The 24057-nt window shown below is 72.0% G+C and carries 22 protein-coding genes and 1 pseudogene; 10 read left to right on the top strand and 13 right to left on the bottom strand.

Going from position 1 to position 24057, the window contains the following annotated elements; translation table 11 throughout:
• Nucleotides 1-41 precede the first annotated feature (41 nt).
• Together ACZ6BB_RS35005 and ACZ6BB_RS35000 are read right to left on the bottom strand one after the other, a co-directional pair.
• Entirely contained in the window at nucleotides 42-1535 is a 1494-nt protein-coding gene (locus ACZ6BB_RS35005) for an ABC transporter substrate-binding protein (RefSeq protein WP_471619155.1), read from the bottom strand.
• 69 nt (nucleotides 1536-1604) lie between these two features.
• Nucleotides 1605-2159, bottom strand: a complete 555-nt coding sequence (locus ACZ6BB_RS35000) for a GNAT family N-acetyltransferase (protein WP_471619154.1) — start codon at nucleotides 2157-2159, stop codon at nucleotides 1605-1607.
• Nucleotides 2160-2372: 213 nt separating this feature from the next.
• On the opposite strand from ACZ6BB_RS35000, the gene ACZ6BB_RS34995 reads away from it, so the two are divergent.
• The 4 genes from ACZ6BB_RS34995 (at nucleotide 2373) to ACZ6BB_RS34980 (ending at nucleotide 4592) form a co-directional block, all read left to right on the top strand.
• A complete protein-coding gene (locus ACZ6BB_RS34995; protein ID WP_471619153.1) occupies nucleotides 2373-3395 on the top strand; it encodes a Ppx/GppA family phosphatase in 1023 nt (340 codons plus the stop codon).
• Nucleotides 3396-3420: 25 nt separating this feature from the next.
• Nucleotides 3421-3606, top strand: coding sequence for a hypothetical protein (locus ACZ6BB_RS34990; protein ID WP_471619152.1), 186 nt, complete (start codon nucleotides 3421-3423; stop codon nucleotides 3604-3606).
• Nucleotides 3607-3805: 199 nt separating this feature from the next.
• Nucleotides 3806-4285, top strand: a complete 480-nt coding sequence (locus ACZ6BB_RS34985) for an STAS domain-containing protein (protein ID WP_471619151.1) — start codon at nucleotides 3806-3808, stop codon at nucleotides 4283-4285.
• 115 nt (nucleotides 4286-4400) lie between these two features.
• Nucleotides 4401-4592, top strand: coding sequence for a hypothetical protein (locus ACZ6BB_RS34980; protein ID WP_471619150.1), 192 nt, complete (start codon nucleotides 4401-4403; stop codon nucleotides 4590-4592).
• Between the two features lie 197 nt (nucleotides 4593-4789).
• Here the strand turns inward: ACZ6BB_RS34980 and ACZ6BB_RS34975 are convergent, their stop codons facing one another.
• Nucleotides 4790-5224, bottom strand: coding sequence for a protease inhibitor (locus ACZ6BB_RS34975; protein WP_471619149.1), 435 nt, complete (start codon nucleotides 5222-5224; stop codon nucleotides 4790-4792).
• Nucleotides 5225-5720: 496 nt separating this feature from the next.
• Here ACZ6BB_RS34975 and ACZ6BB_RS34970 point away from each other — a divergent pair, with 496 nt between their 5' ends.
• Complete coding sequence (locus ACZ6BB_RS34970) at nucleotides 5721-6908, top strand: lactate 2-monooxygenase (RefSeq protein ID WP_471619148.1); 1188 nt, start codon at nucleotides 5721-5723, stop codon at nucleotides 6906-6908.
• Nucleotides 6909-6963: 55 nt separating this feature from the next.
• On the opposite strand, the gene ACZ6BB_RS34965 is transcribed toward ACZ6BB_RS34970, so the two are convergent.
• The 4 genes from ACZ6BB_RS34965 to ACZ6BB_RS34950 form a co-directional block, all read right to left on the bottom strand.
• A complete protein-coding gene (locus ACZ6BB_RS34965) occupies nucleotides 6964-8796 on the bottom strand; it encodes an RICIN domain-containing protein (protein ID WP_471619147.1) in 1833 nt (610 codons plus the stop codon).
• Nucleotides 8797-9356: 560 nt separating this feature from the next.
• Complete coding sequence (locus ACZ6BB_RS34960; RefSeq protein ID WP_059078428.1) at nucleotides 9357-9734, bottom strand: hypothetical protein; 378 nt, start codon at nucleotides 9732-9734, stop codon at nucleotides 9357-9359.
• 3 nt (nucleotides 9735-9737) lie between these two features.
• Nucleotides 9738-9983, bottom strand: coding sequence for a hypothetical protein (locus ACZ6BB_RS34955; RefSeq protein WP_471619146.1), 246 nt, complete (start codon nucleotides 9981-9983; stop codon nucleotides 9738-9740).
• Nucleotides 9984-10135: 152 nt separating this feature from the next.
• Entirely contained in the window at nucleotides 10136-12379 is a 2244-nt protein-coding gene (locus ACZ6BB_RS34950; protein WP_471619145.1) for a glycoside hydrolase family 9 protein, read from the bottom strand.
• Nucleotides 12380-12857: 478 nt separating this feature from the next.
• On the opposite strand from ACZ6BB_RS34950, the gene ACZ6BB_RS34945 reads away from it, so the two are divergent.
• Both ACZ6BB_RS34945 and ACZ6BB_RS34940 read left to right on the top strand, forming a co-directional pair.
• Nucleotides 12858-15272 carry a SpoIIE family protein phosphatase gene (locus tag ACZ6BB_RS34945; RefSeq protein ID WP_471619144.1) on the top strand — a complete coding sequence of 805 codons (2415 nt, stop codon included), beginning with the start codon at nucleotides 12858-12860 and terminating at the stop codon, nucleotides 15270-15272.
• Nucleotides 15273-15391: 119 nt separating this feature from the next.
• On the top strand, nucleotides 15392-16651 hold the full coding sequence (locus ACZ6BB_RS34940; protein ID WP_471619143.1) for an SLC13 family permease: 1260 nt from the start codon (nucleotides 15392-15394) through the stop codon (nucleotides 16649-16651).
• 26 nt (nucleotides 16652-16677) lie between these two features.
• On the opposite strand, the gene ACZ6BB_RS34935 is transcribed toward ACZ6BB_RS34940, so the two are convergent.
• Nucleotides 16678-17604, bottom strand: a complete 927-nt coding sequence (locus tag ACZ6BB_RS34935) for a helix-turn-helix domain-containing protein (protein ID WP_471619142.1) — start codon at nucleotides 17602-17604, stop codon at nucleotides 16678-16680.
• Nucleotides 17605-17667: 63 nt separating this feature from the next.
• Here ACZ6BB_RS34935 and ACZ6BB_RS34930 point away from each other — a divergent pair, with 63 nt between their 5' ends.
• Nucleotides 17668-18462 (top strand): phytanoyl-CoA dioxygenase family protein, encoded by a 795-nt coding sequence (locus ACZ6BB_RS34930; RefSeq protein ID WP_471619141.1) that lies wholly within the window; start codon nucleotides 17668-17670, stop codon nucleotides 18460-18462.
• A 19-nt stretch (nucleotides 18463-18481) separates the two neighbouring features.
• Here ACZ6BB_RS34930 and ACZ6BB_RS34925 read toward each other — a convergent pair.
• A pseudogene (locus ACZ6BB_RS34925) lies at nucleotides 18482-18628 on the bottom strand (LuxR C-terminal-related transcriptional regulator); the annotation flags it as partial.
• Between the two features lie 33 nt (nucleotides 18629-18661).
• Nucleotides 18662-19084 carry an ATP-binding protein gene (locus tag ACZ6BB_RS34920; protein ID WP_471619140.1) on the bottom strand — a complete coding sequence of 141 codons (423 nt, stop codon included), beginning with the start codon at nucleotides 19082-19084 and terminating at the stop codon, nucleotides 18662-18664.
• A 383-nt stretch (nucleotides 19085-19467) separates the two neighbouring features.
• On the opposite strand from ACZ6BB_RS34920, the gene ACZ6BB_RS34915 reads away from it, so the two are divergent.
• A complete protein-coding gene (locus tag ACZ6BB_RS34915) occupies nucleotides 19468-21144 on the top strand; it encodes a protein-arginine deiminase domain-containing protein (RefSeq protein WP_471619139.1) in 1677 nt (558 codons plus the stop codon).
• A gap of 211 nt (nucleotides 21145-21355) precedes the next feature.
• Here the strand turns inward: ACZ6BB_RS34915 and ACZ6BB_RS34910 are convergent, their stop codons facing one another.
• The 3 genes from ACZ6BB_RS34910 to ACZ6BB_RS34900 are packed head-to-tail and all read right to left on the bottom strand — an operon-like array spanning nucleotide 21356 to nucleotide 23140.
• Entirely contained in the window at nucleotides 21356-22402 is a 1047-nt protein-coding gene (locus ACZ6BB_RS34910) for an alpha/beta hydrolase (protein WP_471619138.1), read from the bottom strand.
• Entirely contained in the window at nucleotides 22392-22592 is a 201-nt protein-coding gene (locus tag ACZ6BB_RS34905) for a hypothetical protein (RefSeq protein ID WP_471619137.1), read from the bottom strand. Before ACZ6BB_RS34905 ends, ACZ6BB_RS34910 begins: the two co-directional genes overlap by 11 nt.
• Entirely contained in the window at nucleotides 22589-23140 is a 552-nt protein-coding gene (locus ACZ6BB_RS34900) for an amino acid permease (protein ID WP_471619136.1), read from the bottom strand. Before ACZ6BB_RS34900 ends, ACZ6BB_RS34905 begins: the two co-directional genes overlap by 4 nt.
• 77 nt (nucleotides 23141-23217) lie before the next feature.
• Between ACZ6BB_RS34900 and ACZ6BB_RS34895 the strand changes: the two genes are divergently transcribed.
• Complete coding sequence (locus ACZ6BB_RS34895) at nucleotides 23218-23823, top strand: TetR/AcrR family transcriptional regulator (RefSeq protein WP_471619135.1); 606 nt, start codon at nucleotides 23218-23220, stop codon at nucleotides 23821-23823.
• The last annotated feature ends 234 nt before the right edge of the window (nucleotides 23824-24057 follow it).

Below are 24057 nucleotides of genomic sequence, written 5' to 3'. Positions count from 1 at the left end.
CAGCAGCGTGGCGGCGAGCAGGATCCGCCAGAGTATCCGTCTCAGCGCCGGGTCCCCGTTCCGACCAGGGTGCGCTCGTACGGGTCGAGGATCACGCCCTGGACGGAGGCGCCGACGCCGGTGATGATCTTCTGGTGGACGAGCGGGACGGCGGCGTCCGTCGCGAGGATCGCGGCCTCGGCGTTCATCGCCGCCTGCTGCCGCTTCGCGGTGTCGGACTCCTTCGCGGCGGCGGCGACGGCCCGGTCCACCTTCTTGTCGCAGAGCAGGGCGAGGTTGTAGCTGCCGTCGCAGGTGAAGTCGCTGGCGAGGATGGAGACGGGGTCGCCGGTGTCGAGCAGGGAGTTGCGGGCGCCGACGAGGGCGTCGAACTTGCCCGCGAGGGCGTCGCTCTCCAGCCGGGAGTACTCGCGGACCTCCAGCTTCACCTTGAACCCGGCCTTCTGGAGCTGCTGTTGCAGCACCTGGGCGACCTCGGGCAGTTCGGGCCGGTTGTCGTAGGTGGCGATGGTGATCGCGGTGCCGTCGGCGTCGGCGGCCTTCGCGCGCCCGGCGGGCTCGACGCGCTTGTCGGCGGCCCAGGTCACGGCAGGTCCGAAGATGCCCGTTCCGGCGTCGGCGTAGCCCTCGTAGACGTCCTCGGCGAGGACGGAGCCGTCGACGGCCTCGCGGGCGGCGGCCCGGAGCTGCGGGTCCTTGAAAGCGCCGGACTTCGTGTTGAGGAGGAGGCTGGTGGTGCGGGTGGTGGCCGTCTCGCGCCGGACTTCCTTGTCCAGGGTGGATGCCTGGGCCACGGGGACGGACTCGGCCACGTCGACCTGCTCGGTGCGCAGGGCGTTGGTGCGGGCGGAGGCGTCGGCTATGAAGCGGGCGTCGATGCCGGCGGCCTGGGCGCGGCCGCCCCAGTAGGCGTCGTAGCGGTCCAGGGCGGCGGCGGTGGTGCCGGTGACCTCGGTCAGTTCGAAGGGGCCGGTGGCCGTGCCGACGGGGTTCACGCGCTTGGCGCCGTAGGCCTTGGCGGACAGGATCGCGAGGCCGGGGCTGGAGAGCCGCAACGGCAGGGCGGGGTCCGGGCTTTGCGTGGTGACGCGCACCCGGCGGTCGCCGCTCGCCTTCGCGGTGAGGGTGATGCCGGAGAGCGCGGCGGTGACCGGCTCCGCCTCGGTGGCGTGGACGAGGGCGGCGGCGACGGCGGCCGGGGTGACCTGGGTGCCGTCCTGGAAGGTGGCCTCCCGCAGGGTGAAGAGCCAGTTCCGGTCGTTCTCCCGGGTCCAGGACTCGGCGAGCGCGGGGGCGGGGACGCCGTTGGCGTCCAGCCTGGTGAGTCCCTCGGTGACGCCGAGCCGGCTGAGGAGGGTGGCGTCTGCCCCGTAGGGGGAGAAGTTCTCGGCGGGCGGGAAGGCCAGGGCCACCCGAAGCCGGGAGCCGCCGTCGGAGGAGTCGTCGGAGGTGTCACCGCCCGAGGCGAAGCAGCCGGTCAGCACGGGGGCGAGGAGCAGGCCGGCGACGACGCGACGGCGGCGGGGAGAGCGCATGGTCCTTGGTTCTCTGTGAGGACAGGGGGGTGGCGGTGGTGCGCGACGCAGCCTACATGAGAATGATTTTCATCCCGCAATGGGGGGACCGGCGGGCACGGGCACGGGGATCTCGAAGTGCACGACCCGCTCCCCCGTCACCTCGCGTTCGTCGCACACGGCCACGCCCTGCGACCGCCAGAAGGCCTCGGCGCCGGGCACCCCGGGGTCGGTGTGCAGATAGACCGAGCGGTAACCGCCGTCGGCCGCGGCGAAGTCGAGCAGCGCGGCGACCAGGCGCCGGGCCAGCCCGCGCCGCCGGTGCTCGGCACGTACGTACACCCGGCGCAGCTGTGCGGTCTCGCCGGAGGGGTAACGCTCGGCGAGCAGGCGGGGGTTGGGCGGATGGGCGGGCCCTCGGGAGTCCAGCGCGCCGGTGGCGACGACGGCGCCGTCCCGCCCGTCGACCGCCACCAGCAGTACATGCCGGTCGGGGACGACGTACGCGCCGAGCGGATCGATGATGTCCCCGTGCCAGCGCGGCACATAGCCCGTGCCGAAGTCGCGGTAGAGGGTGTCCAGCATCACCGTACGGGCGCCGTCGAGGTCGCCGGGCCCCGCCACCCTGATGTCGTAGTTATGCACCTGCACATCATATGCAAGAAGTCTGATCATTCCGATCAGGAGTGCGACCACTCACCCTCAGGCACACCTGGGCGGCGCCTCCTTGAGCACCCGCGCGGCCGACCCTCCGCCCGGCGTGTGCGACGGCGCCCGGTCGGCCGGTATGCGACCGTGTGCCACCGCCCGCCGAGCGGGTCACGCGTGCGCAGGCCCCTCACGGGTACTCCGTGGGTCATGCGGATGAGCGTGGTGGATGTCGGATCGAACACCGTACGACTCGTGGTGGCGGACGCCGAGGGGGGTGTGCCGCTGCCGGTGCACACCGCGAAGTGGCGCCTGCGGTTGTCGGAGCATGTGACGCCCGGAGGTGCCGTACCCGACGAGGCCGTACGGCAGTTGTGCGACGCGGTCGCGGCCGCGGCACGCACGGCGGAGAGATGGGGGGCGTCGACGCCGCTCGCCTTCGCGACCGCCGTGGTGCGCTCCGCGCCGAACTGCCAGGACGTGTTGCGGGCCGTGCGCGCGGCGACCGGGGTACCGATCTGCACCCTGCCCGGCGAGGTCGAGGCCGAGCTGACCTTCCTGGGGGCGCGGCGGTGGATGGGCTGGCGGTCGGGCCCGCTGGCGCTGATGGACATCGGCGGCGGCTCGCTGGAGGTGGCCTTCGGCCGGGGCCGGCTGCCGGACTTCGTGGCCTCGCTGCCGCTGGGCGCCAACCGGCTGACCCATGAGTTCTTCCTCGGACAGGACCCCCCGTCCCCGGAGAGCGTCAAGGCGCTGCGGCGCAAGGTCCGCCATCAACTGCGGGACGTCTCCGCGCGCATCCGCTGGGAGGGGCCGCGCACCGCCGTGGCCACCTCGCGCACCTTCCAGCAGCTCTCCCGGCTGTGCGGCTCGGCGCCGGGCCGCCACGGACCGTTCGTGGAGCGCGAGTTGCGGTGCGCGGACCTGGAGGTGGCCATCGCGCGCCTCGCCCGCCTCCCGTCGGCCGAGCGGTCCGCGCTCCCGGGCATCTCCGCGCCCCGGGCGAGACAGAGTCTCGCCGGCGCGCTGGTCGGGCACACCACGATGAAGCTCACCGGTCTGAAGTCCGTGACGATCTGCCCCTGGGCGATCCGCGAGGGCGTGCTCCTGCGGCACATCGAGGACGGCCCGGCCTGGTGGTCGGAGGTGACGCGGCACGCCGAGGACACCGGATCGGCCGTGTCGGGCAGAGCGGGCGCGGTGCCCCTGCGCATCGCCGTGCCGGCCCGCTGACCCCTCCCACCGAAAGGCACATCCCATGACCCGCCACGACGAGCGGAACACCGACGAGACGCCCGACACCGCCCTGGAGGAGGTCCTGCACGAGGCGGAGGAGGCCGCGACCCGGGTCACCGACCCCGAGGAGCGGCGCCGCCGCCGGGGCGAGGCCGGCGACGCGATCACGCCCGCCGAGCAGGCACAGGAGGAGTCCCGCCACGACTGACACGCCCATCACCGACGGGACGGCGGCACGGGGGCATCCGTCCGGGATCAGCAGACCCCGGACGTGTCAATGCATGAATAGGGAATTCACCTTTTCGAGTGTCGTAGATCTTGTGCGAGGCGCGGAAGGGATGGCCGGCTCCACGCCGGGGTAGCTAACGGGATCGAACGCGCCCTACCCCGGACAAGGGGGAGCCGCCATGACTCCGGATGCCCATGACCGCGCCGCTCCTCGGCCCGGGGACGCGGCCGGGGCCGGGCCCGGCCCCGGCCGGGCGGCGACCTCCGCCGTTCCGCCCGCCCCTCCTCCCGCGAACCGGTACGCGCACACCCGCCGGACCGGCCCGTACACCGTGGTCGTGGTCGCGGGCGAGATCGATGTGGCGTCGGCGGACCTGCTGGCGGAACATCTGGCGGCCGCGGCCGACGGACCCGGCGAACCGGACGTGCTCGTCGACCTGCGCGAGGTCGCCTTCTTCGACTGTTCGGGACTGCGCGTGCTGTGCCGGGCCGAGGCCACCGCCAGGGCGCGTGGCGGACGGCTCCGGCTGGTCTGCGACCAGCCCCGGATGCACCGGCTGCTGCGCGCGGCCCGGCTGCTGGGTCGCTTCCCGCCGCTCGCGGACCTTCCTCGACCTCCCCCCGGGGCACCTCCGCCGCCAGGGCCAAGTCTCAAGTAGCACTTCAATGAAACGATTGAAGGACGGAGGCGGGCGCGCACTCCGTGCCGGCGCACGTCGGCACGGAATCCGAACGGCCCGGAAACCGAGCGAGACGGAAGTGGGGACAGGCGAAGTGAAGTTTCTTCTCGAAGTCGACCTGGACGGCACGGACTGGGACGAGGGCACCACCGTCCAGGAACTGGAGCGCATCCTGCGCTACTGGGGCGGCAACCTGCGGCACTGCGAGATCGCACCGGGCGACGGCCAGCCCCTGTACGACTCCGGGCACCAGGAGGTCGGACGCTGGAGCATCACTCCCGGGTGACCGGCCGGAAGCTCCCCGGCGGATGATGCCGGGGGCCGGCCGCGGCCCCACTCCGCTTCGGCCGGCCCCCGGGCGGGATCACGTGGCACACCGCGACAGGGCTCGCGCTCCCCAGCCACGGGCCCTCGCTCATCACTCGCGGAACCACACGACCCCGGTCTGTCGGCCGCGCGAGGCGGCCTCGTCGTGAGGGACGCTCAGAAGGCGTACAGGACGCTCGCCGCGGCGTCCTTCAGACAGGAGTTGGCGAAGACGCGCTCGTACGCGACGCGCTTGCCCTGCCAGACACCGTCCACGGTGACGACCACCGGGTCGTACCGCTTGTTGCACATCGCTCCGGTGTTGCCCGCGAGGGCCTCGAAGTCGCCGCCGCTGCGGCGGAGTTCGGCGCAGGCGTCGACGGGCGCGGGGTGCGTGCCGGAGGCCTTGGGCGCGCAGGTCAGAGTGACCGCGCGCTCGGGGGTGACGGCCGCCGCGGTCTCGCCGTGACCCGTGGTCAGCACCAGGGCCGAGGGGGCGTAGAGCCCGGCCGCGGCGGGCTCGGGGGCGGCGAGCGCGGAGCCCGTGAGGGGACCGCAGACGGCGGTGACCGTCAGGGTGAGAGTCGCTGCCCAACGCGCGGTCTTCCGCATGGTGTGCATCCTTCCGCTCTGCAGGAGTTCCCGGGCGGCCCCGCCACATCTGTCGTGTGGACGAAGCCGGCCCGGACGGTGCCGGATCGGCGAGCGCGAGTCTGCCGGGTCCAGGGCCGGAACACACATCGACCCCATGCGTTTCAGTAACTTTGAGTATTGAATCAGTGGCTCGAAGTCACGGAATCCGACCATGCAAACCCTGATTCTGAGCGGCTCCCGATCGCCCCATGATCATGAATGGCCGGATCTGCACGGCTGCGCAATAGGCCTGAAACATTCCGCTTCCGCTCGCGACAACCGCCCGATCGGCCTCCGCACGGCCCGCAGTGGTGGACGATTCACCTGCTCCCGGCTCCTCGGAACGGGTGGATCACCCTCCCGTGCGCGCGACGGACCGCCCCGGCGCCTGCGCGATGCTGGACGGCTCCCTCACAGCTCGTCAGGATCGTCGGCGACGCGGGGCGTTCTCGACGGCGAGGGGCAGGGCGGACGGATGGCGAAGCACTGGGCGGACTTCCAGTACGAGATCTACCTGGGCGGGATGGGCGGTTCCGTGCCACGGCTGCCCGCCGACGCGAACCGGCTGGAGGAACTGGCCGAGCACCGGCTCGGCGCGGGTCCGGTCGGGTACGTGGCGGGCAGCGCGGGCGACGGCAGCACGGCCCGCGCCAACCGGGCGGCGCTGGAGCGGCGGCGGATCGTGCCCCGGCTGCTGCGGGACGTGAGCGAACGCGATCTGTCCGTCGAGGTGCTGGGCCGCACGCTGCCCGCGCCGCTGGCCCTGGCTCCGGTGGGCGTGCTGTCGATCGTGCATCCGGAGGCGGAGACGGCGGCGGCACGGGCCGCCGCCGCGCAGGGCGTGCCGTACATCCTGTCCTCGGCGTCCAGCACGCCCATGGAACGGGTCGCGGAGGTGCTGGGCGACGCTGAGCGCTGGTTCCAGCTGTACTGGGCGAAGGACCGTGAGGTCACCCGGAGCTTCCTGGACCGGGCGAGGGCCTCGGGGTACTCCGTGCTCGTGGTCACCCTGGACACCCCGCTGCTCGGCTGGCGGCCGCGCGATCTGGAGCGGGCGTACCTGCCGTTCCTGCACGGGGTCGGCACCGCCAACTACTTCTCCGACCCGGCGTTCCTGGCGGGCCTCGCCAAACCGGTCCACGAGGACCCGGACGCGGCCGTGCTGCACTTCGCGGGCATGTTCGGGGACCCCGGCAAGACATGGCCCGACCTGGCGTTCCTGCGCGAGCACTGGGACGGGCCGATCGTGCTGAAGGGCGTGCTCCACCCCGACGACGCCCGGCTCGCCGCGGACGCCGGGATGGACGGGGTCGTGGTGTCCAACCACGGGGGCCGGCAGGTTGCGGGCGGGATCGCGGCGGCCGACGCGCTGCCGGGCGTGGCCCGGGCGGTCGGCGACCGCCTGACCGTCCTCTTCGACAGTGGCGTCCGCAGCGGTGACGACGTCTTCAAGGCGCTGGCCCTCGGGGCGCGGGCCGTGCTTCTCGGGCGCCCCTACGTCTACGGTCTCGCCCTCGACGGGCAGCCCGGGGTGGAACATGTCATCCGGTGTCTGCTCGCCGAGTTCGACCTCACCCTCGCGCTGTCCGGGCACCGCACGCCGGCCTCGGTCGGCCCGGAGAGCCTCGCCGACGGGATCGGCCGCCCCCGCGCGGACGACTGACCCGGCCGGCTCCGCGAGCGGTCCTCGCGCCCCCGCGCCCGAGGACCGCCCCGGCTCACAACGCGAGCCCGGTGAGGAGATGCGGGATGTCGACGGCCGTCGGAGGACGCACCGGCTCGGTCTCCGTGCCAGGCTCGATCTCCGTCGTGGTGCCGTCGGCCACCGACCGGATCGAGCCGTTCCGCTCGGCCTCGGGCGAGGCGCCCGGCTCCGGGGAGCCGGAGTCGCGCGGTCCCGGAGCCGGGGAGACGTCGGCCTCCGGCCGCCGGGTGACCGGCTCGGTCTCGGGCGTGGGGGCCTCGGAGCCGGAGACGGACAAGGAGTCCGGGCTGGCGGTCACACCGTCGGTGAGCCAGTGCTGCCGGCCGGAGTTGTCCCGCACCTTGATGACGATGTCGGCTTTCGGCTCGCTGCCGATCGGGGCGACGGCGAGCCCCTCCCCCCAGCGGGGCAGCAACTCGCCCTGCACGGTGAAGTCGTAGCGCACGTCGTCACCGCGCTCGGAGTCCTCGTCGGCGCACTTGCCGAGGACGATGACGCCGGCGTCGACCTGGGAGTCCAGGCACAGCTCGGGGTTGGCGACGCTGCGCAGCAGACCGTCCTCCTCGTAGGACCACTTCTGGGTCCAGTCGGAGCCGCACTCCGCGAGTTCGGTGGCGGCGCCCTTCTCCGCCTTGCCGCCCTTGACGTCGAGGCACAGATCGGCGGCCTGGTTGCGCAGCCGCGTCTGCAGGGGCCCCGTGGGCCGTCCGGCCGAGGCGGGCGGAGTCGGCGAGCCGGTGTCGGTGGTCGTCTCGTTGCCGGTGTCGGGCGCCGTGGCGACGCCCCCGGTGGCGCTGGTGGAGGCGGCGGGATCGGCCGCGCCGCCGTCGTCCGCGAGGAACGCGGCGCCCAGGACGGCCGCGAGCAGGGCGCCCGAGGAGACGCCGATCGTGAGCAGGGCCCGCGGATTGCGCGGGCCGGAGGTGAGCTTGCGGCGCTGCGCGGGGATCTGGGAGAGCAGGCGGTGCCGGCCGCCGCTGCCGGGACGTCGCGAAGCCCCCTTCTGCGGCATGCGGCCGGGGCGGGAGTCGAGATAGCGCCGGGCTCCCCAGCCGAGTACGGCCTCGGCGATCACACCGCCCAGTCCGCCCTCGAAATGGCTGAGTTGCTCGGCGGCGTATCGGCAGTAACGGCACTCCAGCAGATGCTGCTGGACATCCGGCAGCAGGGCGCCGCCCCGGCGAATGGGCACGTCCAGCAGCCGGTTGTAGAAGCGGCAGTCCTTGGACGGCGCGAGTTCCCGGTGGGCGCGGACACAGCCCTCGCGGAATTTGTCGCGGGCCTGTTCCAGCGTGGCCACCGCGTTGTCGGCGTCCAGCCCCAGCAGACCGGTGGGTATGGTTATCGTTTCGGCTTCTACTTCGGTGTGCCACAGCAGGCACCGGGCGACCGCCGGGAGGGCCTGGAATGAACGCTCGACGAGCTTGCGGTTTTCGGGGGTCATGGACTTCGCCGCCCGCATACCGCGCCCGCCCGCGGGCTTCCGCAGGTCGGACAGCACCTGGGAGACACCCTCTTCCGCGGACCACTCCTTGACGGTGTCGCGCGCGGCCACCAGCAGTCGCGGCCGCAGCGCGACGCCCGACTCGCCCCGCATCAGCCCGTCGAGCACCCGGTGGAAGGCGGTGGCGGTCACCATCGAGGCGACACCGGACTGGGTGGCGAGACAGATCGCCGCGTAGTCGTACGTGGGCTGCCAGTGCCGTGCCATCAGCAGGGCGACGGGGTCGCCGGTGCCGCCGTCCGGCCAGCCCCTCAGCCGGGCGGCGAGAGTCTCGTCGGACTCTCCGGGCACCGGGCCGGGAGCGGGCGGATATGTGGGGCGGGGAGGGCGAGGGGTGTGCACAGAGCGGGTTTCCTTCCAAGGCACAAGATGGCACACGGAGTTGTGGCCGCCGAAAAGGGCCCTGGACTGGTGCGTACCTTTTTGGCGGGCGCCGGGAAAGCGGCCGGGGACCGGGCCGCGCAACGGCCGTCTGCCGCGAGCCTTTTGGGCCCTTCGGCGACCGGAAAGGCCAAATACCCTTTCCAGCCGGGCCATTGCCCATGCGCAGGAAGTTCACCCTTGCACAAGTTACTCATGGCTAACAAGGCGCTTGAGCAACATCTACATCACTAAAAGCAGGTCAGATGACCGGTACGAATGCTTCCGCTTCGCAGAACGAAGCCTTCCGGTTCCTGAAAATTCAAGGACCGAGCACCCCGTGTGAACCGTGCGCACGCCCCGACGGCCCGCGCACGCTCCCGTGCGGCCGCGGTGCGTTGTTCAATCGAGGCGGCCACCTCGGAAGGCCCCGCGCGGAACGGCGGCTCTCCCGCGCGAAACGGCCGCCGGCCTTGATCCTCCCGCCCTCGGCCGGCGGCCCCGGAGGCCGTGTCCACGCGGCGGTCGCCGCTCCCCCGCGCTCAGATCTGCCAGGACCGCAGCCGGTCCGCCGCCCCGTAGACGTCCGTCGCCCCGGAGAGCAGATCGCGCGCGAGGTCCACCAGGGTCCCGTAGGGCGGGTCGATGCCGGCGCCGCTGACGAACATGTACGCCACGGCCGTCGCGCAGGCGAAGCGGGCGTTGGCGGCCGGCAGGGGCTTGAGCACCGCGAGGGTGTGCAGCAGCGCGGCGGCACGCCAGGCGGGGTCGGAGTCGACACCGAGCCGCGGCGGATCGACGCGGTGCCGGGCCACGGCCGCGACGAGTGCGGAGAAGTCGCTGATGCTGGGCTGCTCGGGCATGACCTCTTCGTGCCGCTGGAGCAGCCAGGGCACGTCGATGTGGATGACGGAGGCCATCGGTCAGACGGCCCGCCCTCTCACCCGCGCGGCGGGTTCGTCGTCCGGGAAGGCGGCCGCGAACTCGTCGGCGTGCGCGGTGAAGAACTGGCGGAAGGTCTCCGCACCCTCCTTGAGCGCCCGGTGTCGCACTATGTCGGCCGCGGCCGCCGCCCGCACGAGCGCCTTCATCGACGTACCGCGTTCCTTGGCGATCTGCCGCAGGTCCTCAAGCTCACGGTCGCTGAACTCCACATTCAGAGCTGGCATGCGCCCACGGTACCGCGAGGGTACTTACCCGTAAATAGTCGCAGGTCAAAGGGCGTGACCTGCGGTACCGACGCCGTGCGGCCGACGCCCCGGAAGGGCGTCGGCCGCACGGTGGTCAGCCAGTCGACCGGTCACACGGTCGCCCGGACGCGTCAGGTCTGGTCGGCCACGAACGACGCCATGCGGGCCAGCGCCGCGTTCCAGTTGATCGTGTGTTCGTTGGTCGACCAGGACTGGATGTCGTCGATGTAGCAGAACTGACCGACACAGCCCTGGAGTTTGCTCTGTGCGTAGGGGTCCTGGATGCCCGAGTTCGGGCCGCCCGCGAGGGTGCCGGCCGGCGGGCTGGGCTGATCCGGGTCGAGCTGGTGGGCGTACCAGCGGCTGTGCTGGTTGCGGGCGGCGACCTCGCCGTAGCCGGTGACGTAGGAGATGTTGAGGGCGTTGCGGCCGAAGAGGTAGTCCATGCTCTGCAGCGCGCCCTCGCGGTACTTGGACGCTCCGGCGATGTCGTACGCCGTGGCGACGACGACCGCGTTGTTGAGGATCTGGTGGTTGGAACCCCAGTCGTAGACATGGTTGTCGGGCGCGTACGGCATGCCGTACGGCTGGGACTCCAGCGCGGCCAGATAGCGGTCGGCGCCCTTGATCACTGACTTGCGGACCTTGTCGCGGCCGGGCAGCTTGTTCGGCACGGTCGCGAGGTCGAGTCGTCCGGCGGCGGCGGTCCGGGCCCAGTCGAACCCGATGGGGCCGAAGATGTCGGCGGTGTGCACCGGCGAGGCGAGGACGTAGTCCTGGAATGCCTTCTCACCCGTGGTCAGGTACAGCTGCGCGGCCGCCCAGTAGAACTCGTCGGTGACGTTGTTGTCGGCGTAGGTGCCGCCGCCGACGCCGTCGCTCTCGGAGGCGTACATCGCGGGGTGTTCGACGGCCGCCGCCCAGGCCGTGCGGGCCGCGGCGAGGGCCTTGGCGCCGAAGGCGCGGTCGTAGGGGCGGTAGAGGCGGGCCGCCTGGGCGGCGGTGGCGGCCAGGTTCAGGGTCGCCGCGGTGCTCGGCGGGTGCAGTTCGCGCTTCTGCGGGTCGGCGGCGGGCATCAGGGGCAGGCCGGTCCACTGCTCGTCGTGGATCTTGTGGTGGGCCATGCCGGCGAGCGGCTGCCCCTTCGGTACCTGCATCCGGAGCATGAAGTCCAGTTCCCAGCGGACCTCGTCCAGCAGGTCGGGCACCTTGTTGCCGCTCTCGGGGATGTCCAGCGAGCCGTCGCCGAGCTTGCCGGACTCGCCAGTACGGGCGTACAGCGCGCGCTCGTAGGTGCTGAGCACCTCCCAGGTGGAGATGCCGCCGTTGACGACGTACTTGCCGTGGTCGCCGGCGTCGTACCAGCCGCCGGTGACGTCGAGCCGGTAGTCGCAGACACCGGGCTGGCAGGGCACGTTGCCGTCGCCCTGGTTGGGCGCGACGTCGACGTGGCCCGCCGCGCGGCCGTAGCCGGGGCGCAGTGCGTCGCTGATCGGGGTACCGCTGCGCTGGGTGTAGTAGTACTTCAGCGAGTCGATGCGCAGGCGTTCGTAGGCGCGCGGGTCGATGTCGAAGGGGCGGCTGGTCTCGCCGTCGGCGACCAGCGTGAAGCCGGTGCCGCGCTTGCGGTACGCGCCGAAGTCGATCGAGTGGACCTTCTGCCCGGAGGAGGCGTCGAGTCCGCGGGGTGTGGTCCGCCCATGGGCGACGACAGCGCCCGACGCACTCTTCAACTGCCAGGGCAGCTTCGCCGTCGCGTCGGTGACCAGGGTGGCGTTCTTGGGCCCGGCGGGCAGATAGGCGACCTGGTTGACGCGGACCCGGGGCCCGGTGTCGGGCTCGTACACCTCCGGCGGCACCCCGCCGAGCAGCGACACGTCGTCCATGCAGAAGGAGAACGGGTTCGCGTTGCCGCCCACCTGGAAGCCGACCTGGGCCTGTGTGGTGTCGACGGGCGAGGTGAAGGTGTAGGTGTACGAGTCGCCCGAGACGTTCAGCTGGGGACTCACCTCGAAGTAGGTGTCGTACGGGTCCACCGACAGGCCGACGATCGCCCGCAGGACGTTGCCCTGGGGTGTGCCGGACGCGGAGAAGGCGAACCGGTACGACTCGCCCTTGACGAGGGTGATGTCGTTCTGGCCGACGGCCGCGTCCCAGCGGTTGGTCGTGCCACCGGGGATGTCGGCGCACAGACGGCCGTCGGTGGGGCCGGCGGTGACGTTGCCGGTCGTCCACCACGGGGCGGTGGTGGTGTCGAAGGTGCCGTTCTTGACCTGTTCGACCTCCTCGGCCTGGGCCGAGCCGCCGGGCAGCGCGGTGAGCGCGGCCACGAGGAGGCCCGTGAGGGCGAGAAGGCTGGTTCTGCGTCGTTTCACGTCTGGGCTCCTCGGGGGAGGTGGGGGCGCACAGCGGTGACGGACGAACGGTGGCGCAGGAGACGACTTGAGCATGGGAGCGCTCCCAAATGCGGACCCTGGTCATGCTGTTAGAGACATGACAGGCCCGTCAACGGTCCGGACGGGACCGGTTTTCCTCCCTCTCCCCGCCCGGCCCCGGCGACGCGCTCCGACGCGGGGGCCGGGCGGGGAGGACCGCCAGGCGGCACCTGCCGGGGCGTCGCTCACGGGGCACCCCTCGTCGCACGCATCAGGGCGACGGCGGGGGGCGACCCCCGGCCCCTCGTCGCCACCAACGTCGGCGCCCCTGAGGCGCCCGAGAACCCCGCGCCACTTGGCGAACACCGGTACGAGAGACCGCACGAGGATACGGTTTCCCATCCGCTTTCCCCGCTGAGCGCATAGGCTGGATTTCACCCGTAAGCCCGTTCGGTCCGGCGAAATGGAACTCGCGACGATGAGGAGCCGCAAGGTAACGCACGGCGACATCCCTGCGTATGCCCTGGACGGTGCCGCCACGGCGCGGGCGGCCATGGACGGCGATGGCACGATCGTCGAGTGGAACGAGGGCGCTAGACGTCTGCTGGGCTGGCCCGCGGCGGACGTCGTGGGGCGCCCCGCCGAGGAGCTGCTGGCCCCGGGCGACGCGTTCCTCCCACCCCCGCCGGGAAGCCGCAGCTGGAGCGGAACGCTCACGTTGCGTCACCGTGACGGCCGTACGGTGACCGCGTGGCTGCTCGCCCACCAGCAGCACGCGAAGAACGGCGACGGCGAGGGCAACTGGCTGGTTCTGTGCCCGCTGGACGATCCCGGCCCGCTGGGGCGGGACGATCCGCTCGCGGCGGCCGTCATGTTCCAGTCCCCGTGCGCCATGGCCGTCTTCGACGACCGGCTCCGGCTGCGCGGCATCAACGACGTGATGGCGGACGCCGTGGGCATGCCCGAGGACAACCTCCGGGGTCTGCACATGTCCGAGATCATCGGCGGCCGGCAGGGCGAGAAGCTGGAGGAGGACCTGCGCGAGGTGCTCGCCCTGGGCCGGCGCAAGGACGTGCAGACCTTCCTGCGGGCCGCCGACGAGCAGCGCGCCCACGCCTGGTCGGCCGCCATCGCACCGCTCATGGACGAGTCCGGCACGCCGATCGGGGTCTGTGTCACCGGGCACGACATCACCGAGCAGTACCTGGCGCGGCAGCGGCTGCAGCTGGTCAACGAGGCCAGCATCCGCATCGGCACCACCCTCGACGTGCGGCGCACCGCCCAGGAGCTGGCGGACGTGTGCGTCCCCGTCCTCGCCGATTTCGTCAGCGTCGACCTCATGGAGTCCCTCGACCACGGCGACGAACCGCACGAGGGTCCGCTCTCCGCCCCCTTCACCCTCCGCCGCGCCGCCCACCAGTCGGTCACCCCCGGCTGCCCGGAGGCGGTGGTGGAGGTGGGACGCACGGACGTCTACCCGGCCTCCTCCCCACAGGCGGCCTCCCTGTGCGTCGGCCACACGGTCGTGGCGACCGACCCGGCGAACACCCTGTCGGACTGGCTCGCCTGGGACCCGCTGCGCAGCGCGCGGGTCAAGGAACTGGGCGTCCGCACCACCATGTCGGTGCCCATCCGGGCCCGCGGCACGACCCTGGGCGTCGCCGTCCTGACCCGCTTCAAGCGGCTGGACCCGTACACCGCCGACGACGAGCTGCTCGCCGAGGAGGTGACGGCCCGGGCCGCCGTCTGCATCGACAACGCCCGCCGCTACTCCCGTGAACGCGAGACCGCCCTGGCCCTCCAGCGCAGTCTCCTGCCGCAGACCCTGCCCCGCATGCCCGCCCTGGAGGCGGCGTCCCGGTATCTCCCGGCGGCGCAGGCCGGGGTCGGCGGCGACTGGTTCGACGTCATCCCCCTGTCCGGGATGCGGGTCGCCATGGTCGTCGGTGACGTCGTCGGGCACGGGGTGCAGGCCTCCGCCACCATGGGCCGGCTGCGCACCGCCGTCCGCACCCTCGCCGACGTCGACCTCGCCCCCGACGAACTGCTCACCCACCTCGACGACCTCGTCGTACGGCTCTCCGCGGAGGCCGGCAGCGAGGGGGTGACCGGTGAGGTGGGCGCCACCTGTCTGTACGCCGTCTACGACCCGGTGACCCGCCGCTGCACCTTCGCCCGCGCCGGGCACCCGCCGCCGGTCGTGCTGGACCCGCAGGGCCGGCCGATGGAGGTGGAAGTGCCGTCGGGACAGCCGCTGGGCCTCGGCGGACTTCCCTTCGAGTCCGCCGAACTCGAACTGCCCGAGGGCACCGTCATCGCCCTCTACACCGACGGTCTGATCGAGACCCGTGACCGGGACATCGACGCCGGTCAGGAGCTGCTGGCCGAGGCGCTCTCCGGCCGTACGGGTTCGCTGGACGACATCTGCCAGGGCGTGGTGCAGTCCCTGCTGCCCGCGAACGGCGCCCCCGACGACGTGGCCCTGCTGCTGGCCCGTACGCGCGGTCTGCAGGCGGCACAGGTCGCGACCTGGTCGATACCCGCCGACCCCGCGTTCGTCGCCCGCACCCGCCAGTACGTGCTGACGCAGATGGCGCTGTGGGGCATCAGCGAGTCGGCGTTCACGGCGGAGCTGGTGGTGAGCGAGCTGGTCACCAACGCCATCCGGCACGGCGTCCCGCCGATCCAGCTGCGCCTGATCCACGACGACACCACCCTGATCTGCGAGGTGTCGGACGGCAGCGGCACCGCCCCGCACCTGCGCCGCGCCAAGACGTTCGACGAGGGCGGACGCGGCCTGCTGCTGGTGGCCCAGCTGACCCAGCGCTGGGGCAGCCGGCACACCGAGGACGGCAAGACGATCTGGGCGGAGCTGACCCTCTCCGAGGAGTGAGGCGGGCGCTCCGCACCACGTGAGAAGGACCTCACCGCAGGGCCGCGCCCGCTTCCGCAGGACCCCACGGTTGTAGGGTTCTCAGGTCTGAGCGCCACTTACCGCCCGAAAGCCCTGCCGTGAACACCGCCCTCGCCGAGGTCCTGTCCGTCGTCCTGCTCGTCGTCGTCCTCGGCTGTGCGGTCGCCCGCCCGTTCGGACTGCCGGAGGCCGTGGTCGCCGTCCCGGCCGCGGGCGTCGTCGTCGCCGCGGGGGCCGTCTCCCTCGACCACGCCCGCGCCGAGGCCGAACTGCTGGGCCCGGTGCTCGGCTTCCTGGCCGCCGTGCTCGTGCTGGCCAAGCTCTGCGACGACGAGGGGCTCTTCCAGGCGTGCGGGGCGTGGATGGCGCGCGCCTCGGCGGGCCGGCCCCGGCGGCTGCTGGGCTCGACGTTCGTGCTGGCCTCCGGCATCACGGCGGTGCTCAGTCTGGACGCCACGGTCGTCCTGCTGACACCGGTGGTGTTCGCGACGGTCGCCCGGCTCGGCGCCCGCCCCAAGCCGCATGTGTACGCCACCGCGCACCTGTCGAACACGGCTTCGCTGCTGCTGCCCGTCTCCAACCTCACCAACCTGCTGGCGTTCACGGCGAGCGGGCTCACCTTCACGCGGTTCGCGCTGCTGATGGCGGCACCGTGGGCGGTGGCCGTGGCCGCCGAGTACCTGGTCTTCCGGCGGTTCTTCGCGAGCGACCTCGACGCCGTGGCGCCCACGCCCCAGCAGCCGGTCGAGGCGCCCGAGCTGCCGATGTTCGCGCTGGTCACCGTCCTGTGCACGCTCGCCGGTTTCGTCCTGACGTCCGTGCTCGGGATCGAGCCCGTCTGGGCGGCGCTGGCCGGGGCCGTGGTGCTGGCGGTCCGCGCGCTCGTGCGCCGTACCACCGGCCCGGTCGCGCTGCTGCGGTCCGTCTCCCTGCCCTTCCTGGCGTTCGTGCTGGCGCTCGGCATCGTGGTGCGCGCCGTGGTCGACAGCGGCCTCGCCGACGCGCTCGGCCGCGTGATGCCGTCCGGCACCGGTCTGCTCGCCCTCCTCGGTGTCGCCGCCCTCGCCGCCGTCCTGTCCAACGTCATCAACAACCTGCCGGCGGTCCTGGTCCTGGTCCCCCTCGCGGCCCCGCTCGGCACGGGCGCCGTCCTCGCCGTGCTGCTCGGTGTGAACATCGGCCCGAACCTCACCTACGCCGGTTCCCTGGCCACCCTGCTCTGGCGCCGCATCGTCCACCAGCACGAGGACGAGGTCGATCTCGGCGAGTTCACCCGCCTCGGCCTGCTCACCGTCCCGGCGGCGCTGCTCTCCTCGGTGGTGGCGCTGTGGCTGTCGCTGCTCGTCTTCGGGGGCTGAGCCCCGCACACCGGTGAGACGGGTCCTCAGCCGTCGTCCCGCAGACCCTGCCGGTACTCCCCCGGCGGCGCCCCGTAGCGCTCCCGGAACGCCCTGCTGAAGTGGGACGGACTGCCGAACCCGGAGGCTCCGGCCACGCGCTCCACAGGCAGTTCGGTGGCCTCCAGCAGACGGGCGGCATGCCGGAGGCGGGCGTGGTGGAGCACGCGCATCGGGGAGCGCCCCAGCTGCTCGGTGAACAGGTGCGCGAACCGGGACGGGGAGAGGGCCACGGACTCGGCGAGGGAGCGGACGGTGTGCGGGGCTCCCGGGTCGGCGGCGATCAGGTCCTCCGCCCGGCGGATCCTCGGGTCCACCCCCGAGGGGCGCGGCTCGGACCGGGCGGCGGTGAGCAGCACCACCTCCTCCAGGGAGCACAGGGCGAGTTCGCGGGCCGCCGTGCCGTGGGCCACGGCGACCTCGGTGGCGGCGTCGCCCTGCGAGGTGCCCCCGGCGGCGGGCGGCACGCCCTCGCCGGTCCAGCGGGCGTCGGCGAGCATCCGACGGAAGGCCGCGTCGGCCCGTACGCGGATGCCGCCGGGGGCCGACGGGAGGGCGTACAGCCGGTCCCCGGTCTCGTACGGGCGCAGCCAGGCCGTCCAGGACGCCCGCGGCCGGCAGTGCGCCCACCAGAACGCCCAGTGTGCGGCGCCGGGCGCGACCGCGTAGTGCTGGGGCACTCCCGGGCCGAGGACCACCAGGTCGCCCGGGGTCGCCCGCGTCCGTGCGGAGCCCTGCCGCAGCAGTCCCGCGCCGCCCGTGGTCCAGGTGAACAGCCAGCTGTCCGCGCCGCGCGGCCGGTTCACCGCGTACGGCGGCGACCGGTCGAAGCGGCCGATGATCATCTGCCCCGGGGGCGGTGACGGATCGGCGGACACAGCAGTCACGGGCAGGTCGTCAGCATGCACAGGCATCCTCTCCCACGGCGCTCGGACCTAGCGTGGAGCACGTTCGGGACGCACGGAAGGGGCACGCGGATGGCAGTCAGGGGCAGGGCGGAGTTCGAGGAGAACGGCTTTCTGGTGGCGCGGGGACTGTTCTCGCCCGCCGAGATCGAGGAGTTGTGCGACCGGTTCGAGGCCCTGCGGGAGGGCGGGCCGGTCCCGGGGCACTTCCGGCCCCGGCCGCCCGCGGCGGGCCGGCCGGCCGACCCGCTGGACTCCCACCCCCGGGTGATGCAGCCGCACCGCATCGACGAACTGTCGCTGCGGGTGCTCCTGGACGCACGGCTGCGGGACATCCTCGAAGGGCTGCTGGGGGAAGAGGTCCTGGCCGCGCAGAGCATGTTCTACTTCAAGCCGCCGGGTGCCCGGGGGCAGGCGCTGCACCAGGACAACTTCTATCTGCGGGTCGAGCCGGGGACCTGTGTGGCGGCCTGGATCGCCTGCGATGTGATCGACCGCGCCAACGGCGGTCTGGAGGTCGTGCCGGGCACGCACCGCATGGATCTGTTCTGCCCGGAGGAGGCGGACGCGGAGGTCTCGTTCGTCCGGGAGTACGTCCCGCCGCCGCCCGGGCTGGCCGCGGTTCCCGTCGACATGGCCCCGGGCGACGTCCTCTTCTTCAACGGCAGCCTCGTGCACGGCTCCCAGCCCAACCGCACCACCGACCGCTTCCGGCGCTCCTTCATCGGTCATTACGTGGGCCGCTCCACCGAACGCATCGGCCGGTACTACGACGTGCTGACGATGAGCGGCGCTGCGGTGCCCCTGCCGGAGAGCGAGGGAGCGGGCCCGTGCGGTACCGAGTTCGAACCGGCGGGCGCCCACTGAACCGGCGCCCGGGGCCGGCTCACCCCAGTTCGAGCAGCCCCCGCCGGACCGCCTCCGACACCGTGCTCGCCCGGTTCTCCGTGCCGAGCTTGCGGTAGACGGGGACCAGATGGGTCTTGATCGTGGCCTCGGTGAGGTGGAGGGCGGCGGCGATGGTCGTCGACGATCAGGACGCGCAGCGGGGTGTCGTCGGGGGCGGTCATCGCTCGCCCGCCGGGCCGGCGAGGGCGAGGGCGCCCACGGGGAGGCTGGCGCGGGCCAGGGTGCCGCGGCCGGGCGCGCTGCGGACGGTGAGCGAGCCGCCGAGGGCGCCGAGGCGTTCGCGGCCGGCGGGCAGGCCGAGACCCCGGTCGCGCCGCCCCCCGCCGGTCGCCAGCGGGTCGAAGCCCACGCCGTCGTCCCGGACCTCGACGGTGACGGCCGTGTCGTCGCGGGGCCGCCGCCCACTTGCCGGGTGTCGCGACCTTCTGAGCGGTGTCCCCCACCGCGGACTGGACGGACTGGGGTCGTCTCGCCCGACTGCTCGGTCCGCCGACCGGCCGTGCCGGTCGGTCGGCCGTGCGGCGCTGCGGTGGGCGGATCCTCCTGGTGCGCTGGACTGCCGCCCGGCGGCAGTGATCACTGGGCTGCGCCGGTCGGGTCACCTCGTCTCTCTGGCGGTCTCCGCGCCGGAGTCGGCGAGGGCGCGGCCGGTCCGGAAGCGGCGAGGGCACGGCCCGTCCGGGCGGCGCCGCCGGACTTGCGCCGCCCGTCACGGGTGCCACTTTCGGATGACCGGAGTCCGGCAGGTCGGCGGGGGTGGTTCCGCCGGTCAGCGGAGCGAATGCCTCATGGGAGCGCGATGGGATGGAGGTGCAGACAACCCCCATGAGGAGTACGTGAATGAACAAAGTGAGTGCCAGGACTGCGACAGCGTTGGTGATCGCTCTGGCGGCTGTCTCCGGCACGGTGCCGGCCTCCGCGGCTGACGACAGCGGGGGAATACGGGCAGACATTCGTGCCGATGTGAACCGGGACGGTGCGGTCGATGTCACCGGGCATTCCGATGCGGCGGGCAAGACGACATGGACCAGCGGGCGAGGCGCGATCTTCCTGCCCAACCTCGGTGACAAGCTGCGGCGTTGCAAGACGAGGACGCCGGACGGCCGTTGGCTGTCCAACGCCCGTCTGCAGGCGTGCAACGACGCTGAGGGCACCGCCGTACGGGCTCCCGAGTACTTGGCGCAGCTGCGGACGGTCCCGGCCGGCGACGTCTCGGACGCCGCCACCGGCAGCCTCCAGCTCGTCGGCGTGGGCAACTCCCGGGTGCGGCTGTTCCTCCAGCGCGGCGGCACCTGGACATACGTCACCGATCGCACCCGGGTCACCGCGGCTGAAGTGCGGGCCGGACTGCGGCTCGGCCTCGACGGGCGGGACGTCATCCGGGAGGACTGGGACGGCCGGATCACCGTCCGTTTCACCGTCACCGACGGTGAACGCACCTCCACGGACGAGGTGATGCTGCGCGCCGCCCCGGTCCTGACCCAGCACCACCTGCAGCGTGTCCAACAGGCGCTGGTCGTGGACGGAAACCGCGCTGACCCCAACCAGCGCACGTTCGCAAGGGCGTTCGCGAAGGAAGTGCGGAAGGCCGGTATCACCAAGCCGACGTACATGTTCAAGGACGGCTCGGACGTCTGGGCGCAGGACTTCATCGAGCCCGGCTACGTCAGCATGCCCGGCCCGGGCGGCAAGCCGCGTGTACTGCGGATGATGATCCGCTCGGCGCAGATGGACCGCGACGCCGGCAAGCAGGTCTTCGAGCTGCGCGGTCCCGGCGTCGGCGCCGTACAGATCAACAAGGGGCTGTACGACGGCCAGATCAACTCCACGGGAAACCTGGAGACCATCCCGCCGTACACCCACAACGGCACGTCCTACCCGGCAGGCCGGATCATCACCGGCCGGCACGGCTCCCGGCTGCCCGCACACACCGCCTTCCTCAGGGCCCAGCAGGCCCAGGACCCGCTGGTACTCGACGCCGGCTGGCTCGGCGTCGGTCATGTGGACGAGTTCGTGCAGTTCCTGCCCGCCGACACCCCGCGCGGATGGAAGATCGGCATCGCCGACCCGGAGGGCGCGCTCGCCCTGCTGCGCAAGGCACAGCGCGACGGACACGGCCACACGAAGGTGTTCTCCATCCCCCGCTCCTACGCCTGGGGCCGCATCCCCACGATCGACCAGGCCCTGTCCGACCGGCAGTTGCTCAAGGACAACGCGTACGCGGCCCGGAAGCTCAAGGAGAACCTGGCACTGCTGAAGCGGGAGACCGGCGTCACGGACGCCGAGATCGTGAAGATCCCGGCGATGTTCGAGAGCGGTTTCGGCTTCGGTGGCTTCCCCGGGACGCGCTCCGCGCCGTCCGCGCGGGCGCAGAACCGGCCGGTCATCGCGTATTACCCCGGTGCCGTCAACGGCGTCGTACTGAGCCCGAGGACCTACCTGGCCGCCAAGCAGTGGGGCCCGGTCGTCGATGGCAAGGACATCCTCGCCGCCGCGGTGACCAAGGCGTACGCCAAGACCGGCATGCGGGTGCGGTACCTGGACGACTGGCGCACCCACCACGTGTCCGCCGGCGAGGTGCACTGCGGCACCAACACGATCCGCGCGGCGGACACGGCGTGGTGGAGCTCCACTCAGTAGGACCGGACTCCTGAGGCGCGGTCGCTCCGCACGCCTCAGCGCGATGCCACACCTCAGGGACGCGGGAGGATCCTGCCCCGGCTCGCTGCCGTTGACGGCCTCCCTCGCCCGGGAGGACGACTCGCCGTCCTTCAACCCGAGGTTGGTCGGACCTGAGCACCTCATGGGAACGCGCTCGCCCGACGCGGGGCCGCCGGGCCGACGGCGATGGTCAGTTGTCGTGCCCGTTCCTGTCGGCTTCGACAGGAACGGGCTGTATACCGAGAGCCCTGCGAAGGGCTCGGAACCGGACCGTCCACATGTGGCGGGCCGCTTCCGCGTCGGGCGCGTAGTGCTCCGCGGCGTGATAGACACCGGGATAGACGTGCAGCTCTGTGGTGACACCTGCGGCGAGGAGCCGCTGCGCCAGGGCGAGGTCCTCGTCCCGGAAGACATCGACGGTTCCCACGTCGATGAACGTCGGCGGCAGGCCGGCCAGGTCCTCGGCGTGCAGCGGAGCGGCATATCCGTCAGGCTCCTGCCCGGCGAGGAACCACTCCCAGGCCTCGACGTTGGTCCGTCGGTCCCACGCCCCGACCTCCGTGACCTCGTGAGCCGACGGCGTGGTGTCGCGGTGGTCGACCATCGGGTAGAGGGCCATGACATAGGAGAGGGCAGGTCCTGCGAGGTCACGCGCCTTGAGGGCAGTGGCAAGGGCCAGATTGCCACCCGCGCTCCCCCCGAAGATCGCCAACCGCCCTGGGTCGAAGTCCAGGGACGTCGCGTTGTCGCTCATCCAGCTCAGGGCGGCGTAGCAGTCGTCGACCTGTGCCGGGTGCGGATGCTCCGGCGCCTTGCGGTAGCCGGAGGAGACGACGAGTACCCCGAGCTCCTCGCAGATCTTCACGGCCGTTACGTGCTCATAGTCGAGGTCACCGAGATACATCCCGCCGCCGTGGATGAAGAACACGGCGGGTGAGGCGGGCTGAAGCCGTCTGGGCCGGTAGACGCGTACAGGCACGTCTGCGCACCCCGCCGGACCAGGCACCCACACGTCCTCGGTGGAGCACGTCTGGGCCGCCGCGACCGCTTCCACCATCTCTGCCGCATGCGTGGCATCGATGCGCCGACGCTCCGCAAGGTCCTCGATGGCGTACACCCCACCGGGGAACTTCTCGAGGAGCTCTTCCAGCGGTACCCGTAGCTCAGGATCGAGGCTGTCGAGCCGACTGATCTTCATTGCGGCCCCGCTATCGGTTGCGAAACTCTCAATGGACATTCATGACCTCGCGGTTGAGGGCGGCCGACATCGCGTTGACGACCCAGGCTGGCGGGTCAGCGGCGTCGCCGACCCACGCGAGCCGGTTGCCGCGCCCGGCGACTTCATCGGCGTGCGGCACGGCCCGGTCGACGGTGTGCACATTCCCGCCGGTCAGGACCAGGACGGGTGACGACTCGCGATGGGTCACCGGTCCTCCCTCGCGTCCACCAGGAAGCGGGTGTCGCGACGAGGGCGCCTGGTCACGAACGCGTTCGCTCGGACGTCGAGGATGGCCGTACAGGTGGCCAGCAGCATCACCACCGCACCGGTGGTGGCCGGGTCGAGGTCGGCGATCGAGCTCAGGTAGTCCGCGGTGCCGAGCGCGATGATCGGCGGGATGATGACGAGCAGGGCGGCCGTCAGCACGAAGGTCAGCCAGCCGAGCGTGCGGCCGATCGTGTGGGTGATCATCGCGTACTCACCGCCCGAGCTCGGGGTGCGCGTGCCCAGTTCGGCGTAGCAGGCGCCGACGGCGATCGAGACCACGACGCCGAGGAGCAACGCGATGACGACGCCCGAGCCCGGCCTGGCCAGCAGCTCCGGCACGATGATGAAAAGGCTGGAGGCCGGTGTGATGCACGAGACGGTCAGCAGGATCACCGCGGTCACGCCGAGCACCGGCTTCAGCCGTCTCGAGGCCCGGGCGGGGGGTTCGGCGGGAGGATCGGCGGTCGTCTCGGTGGGTGTCGGCGCCATGATGACTCCTCGAATTGAAAGCCTTTCAAAACTATGCTTCGCGTCACTGTGCGGCGCCCCGTGGCTAGAGTCAAGAGGTGACCAACCAGAACCTCAGGCGACACCGCCGGCTCGAGCGTCCGCGCGAGCGGGTCATGCAGGAGGCCTGGGCGCTGCTCGTCGAGCGCGGCTTGGCCGACCTGAGCCTCTCCGAACTCGGGCGTCGCCTGGACACCAGCGCCGGTCACCTCTCCTACTACTTCGGCAGCAAGAGCGGCCTGCTCCTCGAGCTGCTCCGCTGGAGCGAGCACGAGCTGGCCGAGCAGCTGGCACTCGTGCTGGAGTCCGACGGCTCGGCCGAGGAGCGACTGCGCAGTCTGTGCATGCTCAACTTCCCTCGTGCCGCCGGTGACCCCCGCTGGCTGCTCTGGGTCGAGCTGTGGCCGCGGGTGATGCACGAGCCCGCCCTGCGCGAGGCTCAGCTCGAGTTCGACGCCGCCTGGCGCGCGGCGATCGCCCAGATCCTCGGCGAGCTGACCGACGACATCGAAACGCTCACACAGCGAGTGGTCGCCCTCATGGACGGGCTGAGCGTGGCTCTGCTGACGGGCGACACCACGCTCACCGTCGAACAGGCGTGGCAGCACGTGAAGGCACTGCTGCCCGCTCCTGGTCCTGACACGCAGCGAACTGCAAAGCGATGACGCCCGCGTCCTCGGTGCAGTTGGACGTGCTCAAGAACGCCGACTTCCTCACCGGCTCGACGAGTTCTCCGCCGTCGCCGCGTACGAGCGCATCGACCGCGCCACCCTCCAACGGCGCCTGCTGCTCGCCCTGTTCGCCCTAGATGATTAGTTCCGATGTGGCTCAGTGGTCGTAGGCGGTCAGGGACCTGGTGATGGGTGCGCCGATGGTGCGGTTGTGCCAGATCGCGCAGG

The sequence above is a fragment of the Streptomyces sp. NPDC041108 genome (assembly GCF_055592645.1).
Note: the sequence above shows the minus strand (reverse complement) of the source record. Positions and strands in the feature narration are given on the sequence as shown.